The following is a 4,058-nucleotide window of genomic DNA, read 5'->3' as shown; positions in this document are numbered from 1 at the left end:
AAAGCCTGAATATATATAGAGAGGAGAGAAGAGAGATCGTGAACGCTAGCAGATAACCGAGTCCCTCCTTAAAGTTATGCTCTATCGCCATAAGTATGAGGTCTTTTGTAAAGTATCCTGGGAGAGGGGGAACGCCTGCCAAACTAAGCGAGCCTATAAGGAAGCCTATCCCTGTAACTCTGAACCCCGACGACCATAGTCCTCCCAGCTCGTCTAGACTACGGGTTTTAGCTTCGTGTATTATGAGTCCTGCACAAAGGAATAATAGGGCTTTGAAGAGTGAGTGCGATAACAAGTGTAGTTGAGCCGCGCCCCATGCTCCAAGACCTAAGCCTAAGAACATGAGTGCTAGGTGATTTATAGTGCTGTATGCTAAGACCCTTTTTATGTCAGAGGCTCCGAGGGCTGCTAGCGCTGAGAGGAAAATTGTGATAATTGCGAGGCAAACTACTATCTCTAGAGCCTTACTGCTGAGGGTTATGAGAGGGTAGAAGCGTGACAACAAGTATACTCCAGCCTTTACCATTGTCGCCGCATGTATAAGGGCGCTAACAGATGTGGGTCCTTCCATCGCGTCGGGTAGCCAGACGAAAAGGGGGAACTGTGCAGATTTTCCTATAGCGGCTAGAAGCAGCAAAATCGCAAGGGGTGTTATAAGGTCTCCTAGTTCGGTTGCAGAGTCTAGGATTAAAGGTATATTTGATGTCCCAATGCGTGTTAAAAGTAGGGCAATTGCAGCTATGAATCCTATATCGCCTATTCTTGTAACAGTAAAAGCTTTCAGTCCAGCTTTCCGCGCCTCAGGCTTATCCCACCAGAAGGATATTAGCAGAGCACTACAAACGCCGACAAGCTCCCAGGAAACGTATAGGATTAGCAGGTTTGTTGTTAGAACGAGTAGGCTCATAGAAGCTATGAAGAATAACATCAGTGAGTAGTAGCGTCGGTATGATGGGTCGTGGTTCATGTATCCCACGCTGTAAATAACGATTAGAGAGCCTAGAACATTCACAACTCCCAGCATAAGCTTAGACAAAGCGTCGCTGTAGAGTGTAACCCCCATCTGGGTTGTTTTCTCGGGAATCAGGATATATGCTATTGACAGAAGAGCGGCAGTTAGAGAAGCTATGACGCTTAAGCCCTCCACAAGCCTTCTTTGTTTAAGAACTGTGATTGTAGCGCTTGCGATAAACAATTCTAGTAGTAAAAGCTCAGGAATCATACTACCACCTCAAATCAGATACCTCTTGGGGGTTAATCCTCCTGAAACGTTCCCATACTAGAAGAGCTATCGCGATCCCAAGCGCTTCTGTTGTAGCTGTAGCTGAAGCTATGAGAAGGAACATGTCATCGGCGCTGGCTCCACCCGTTCTAAACGCGAGAGAGAGGAGGAGTAGGCTCGCTAGGGTCATCGCCTGTAAGCCCATGATCACCTTCACCATGTTTCTGGTGGCGGCTATGGAGGCTAAACCAGCTATGAGAAGCGTTAGAGCCGAACACACTACCACTAAATCCATCATCCCCCCTCACCTTTCACAATGTGTAAACCACCAATGAGAACAGTTACGAGTAGGATTGTTAGAAGAGAATAATCATTTATGTCAGCAATTCTTGTAACCTGTGATACTTCGAACTTTATCTTTCCTGTCCCGACAAGTATGTATATTGATAGGAGGGTTAGGAGCATCAGGGAAACGGCCAAGGCATATGTAACGTCTACTCTTACTTCCTCCCTGGTTACAAGCATCATCCAAGCGATCATCAGAGCTATTAAACCTCCTGCGAACAGCGTGGCGACAAGGATTGCCGGCGTCCAACCAGCGGTCTCAGACAGTGCTATTGATATCATTATAGTACCGGTAGCCATCGCGATTAGACTTGCAATTATTCGGCGTGAATAGAGACCCCAGACTATCAAGACAACACCAATAAGAGACAAATATTCAATCATACAAGCCACCTGAAAAGGAAAGCTATAAGAAGTTGAATGAAAACAAGGGGGTAAAGTATACCCCAGAAAACTCTCGCAAGACCACTCACCTTAAACCTAGCCATTGATGCGCTTATGAAAGTTAAGAGGAAACTGAGAGCTAGGGCTTTGAATCCAAACCAAAGGAAACCTGCTAGGGGCCCAATTTTTTCGTATCCAGGACCCAGAGGTCCTCCAAGGTAAAAGCTGGTCAACAGCGATATTCCCCAAGTCATGCTCAGATCGTTGAAGAGCCTGAGATAAGCTAGGCTTCTCCCGGAGTATTCTGTCAACCAGCCCGCTACAACCTCCTGCTTCGCGTGGGGGAGATCAAAGGGTCTCTTCTCTAGTTTAGCGAGTAAGGCAAATAATGATGTTATAAAGCCAATCGGTTGATAAAGAACCAAGGGGCCATGCTGGGCCTGGTATTCTATTAGGTCTTTGAAGCTTAGAGATGATGCTTGCAACGCTACGGACGCTAGGCTCAAAGCAAAGATGCTCTCATACATAGTGTACTGCAAGAGAAGCCTTCCTACACCTATTGCTGTGTAGGGTGTGAGTGCCGCATAACCCGCTAGTGCCACCGTTAGGGCTGTTAGGGCTAACAATAAGAATACGAGGAGTACATCTCCTTGAAAAGATAAGGGCATCTGGGTCGTAGCTACCGGGATATAACACATGGCGAAAACAGGTATTGAAATGGCTAATACGGGTGCTACTCGGTAAAGCAATATGTCACAATTCCGGGGTACGATCTCTTCCTTTACAAGCAGCTTTATAAAATCAACCAGTGGTTGCAAAAGCCCTTTAGGTCCTGTGTAGAGGGGTCCTACTCGCCCTTGAATCTTCGCTGTTATCTTTCTCTCAATGTATTCAAACCAGAAAGCCATAGCCACGCTGAACAATAGACCTGGAAAGATTAGAGATTGGAATAATATGTCAATCATGTCATGCTCACCGCAACCTCCTTAGTAGTTCGATTCCTTCGACCATAAGGGCCGCTAAGGTGATTAGTACTAGGAGAAGAACATATAGAGCTGGACGCAGTAGTATGAGGAATACAGCGATCTCGGTGATCAGGAAAAACAGTACAAATGAAAACAATCCTGGAATATAATATCTTTCAAGATGTGTGGTTTGAGGTGTCCCCCCAGTAAACGGATCAAAAGCCTTGTCGGTGTGTTCTCCCTTAGGAGATAAAAGGCCAGAGATTAAATACACACTCAAGCTTACAAGGAAAATAAATGCAAACGCTAGGATGGCCCCCACTCTTGGATCTGTTGAAAGTGGCAGGAGAGCTACCTCAAAAGCATATTCTATGGTGAAACTTTCTTCCATTCGAATGGCACGCGCGGGGCACACATCAGAACACAAGCCGCAGTAAATGCACCTTAAATAGTCAAATCTTGGAGCCTTCTTGTCTATTTCCCTTCCCCCAACAATTTGCTTTCCTACAGTTATCATGGTTATAGCTCCAGGTGGACAAGACCTACCGCATAACCCGCATCCAAGACACTTCTCTATATTTAAGACGGGGCGCCCTCGAGACATGCTGTTTTGAGCAGCTTCATCAATAGCTAGAGTTCTTGGTCTTCCGAGAAGGTTCGCAAACGACATACACAGCAACTTTACAAAACCACTTTTCACCATGAACTCGCACCTCTCTTCTTAGTGAAATCTTCTAGAGACAATACCTTGACTGTCCCGTCCGATTGGTTATAGACTTGCACGCGATCCATGCAGCTGAAACAGGGGTCGATACTGGTCACTATAAGTGGGAGATCTGAGAGAGCGGCTCCTTCAAGGAGGATGGCGGCAAGTTGTATGTTTGGGAGAGTCGGTGTCCTAATTTTGACACGATAGGGGCTATGAGTATTATTTGATATCACGTAATAAAAAAGCTCGCCTCTTGGGGCCTCTGTCCGTGCATAGGATTCCCCTGCAGGAACAGTACCCATGAAATACTTGGGGGGTACAGGGTTTCCGCTTGGAGTTTTTTCTGTTATTTGCGAAATAATGCGTGCTGATTCAATAAGTTCTTTAAGACGACATAATACCAGACTATAGACATCGCCTCTATCTGAGGTTA

General features: G+C 45.9%; 5 protein-coding genes and 1 pseudogene. All 6 read right to left on the bottom strand.

Features of this window, described 5'->3' with window-relative positions; genetic code table 11:
- Positions 1–1,222: NADH-quinone oxidoreductase subunit L (locus ACP5KC_RS09205; protein WP_428287349.1), on the bottom strand; the 1,222-nt coding region annotated here is incomplete at its 3' end.
- 1 nt (position 1,223) lies between these two features.
- Positions 1,224–1,520 carry an NADH-quinone oxidoreductase subunit K gene (locus ACP5KC_RS09200; RefSeq protein WP_052884106.1) on the bottom strand — a complete coding sequence of 99 codons (297 nt, stop codon included), beginning with the start codon at positions 1,518–1,520 and terminating at the stop codon, positions 1,224–1,226.
- Positions 1,517–1,951 carry a hypothetical protein gene (locus ACP5KC_RS09195; protein ID WP_052884107.1) on the bottom strand — a complete coding sequence of 145 codons (435 nt, stop codon included), beginning with the start codon at positions 1,949–1,951 and terminating at the stop codon, positions 1,517–1,519. The genes ACP5KC_RS09200 and ACP5KC_RS09195 overlap by 4 nt, the downstream gene beginning before the upstream one ends.
- The gene (locus ACP5KC_RS09190; protein WP_052884108.1) at positions 1,948–2,916 is read right to left on the bottom strand and encodes a complex I subunit 1/NuoH family protein; all 969 of its coding nucleotides are present in this window, start codon (positions 2,914–2,916) and stop codon (positions 1,948–1,950) included. Before ACP5KC_RS09190 ends, ACP5KC_RS09195 begins: the two co-directional genes overlap by 4 nt.
- Positions 2,917–2,923: 7 nt before the next feature.
- Positions 2,924–3,619 carry a 4Fe-4S binding protein gene (locus ACP5KC_RS09185; RefSeq protein ID WP_428287348.1) on the bottom strand — a complete coding sequence of 232 codons (696 nt, stop codon included), beginning with the start codon at positions 3,617–3,619 and terminating at the stop codon, positions 2,924–2,926.
- Positions 3,613–4,058 (bottom strand): annotated as a pseudogene (locus ACP5KC_RS09180) (NADH-quinone oxidoreductase subunit D); the annotation flags it as partial. The pseudogene ACP5KC_RS09180 and the gene ACP5KC_RS09185, both read right to left, overlap by 7 nt.

Source organism: Infirmifilum sp., assembly GCF_049970975.1.
GTDB lineage: Archaea > Thermoproteota > Thermoprotei > Thermofilales > Thermofilaceae > Thermofilum > Thermofilum uzonense.
Note: the sequence above shows the minus strand (reverse complement) of the source record. Positions and strands in the feature narration are given on the sequence as shown.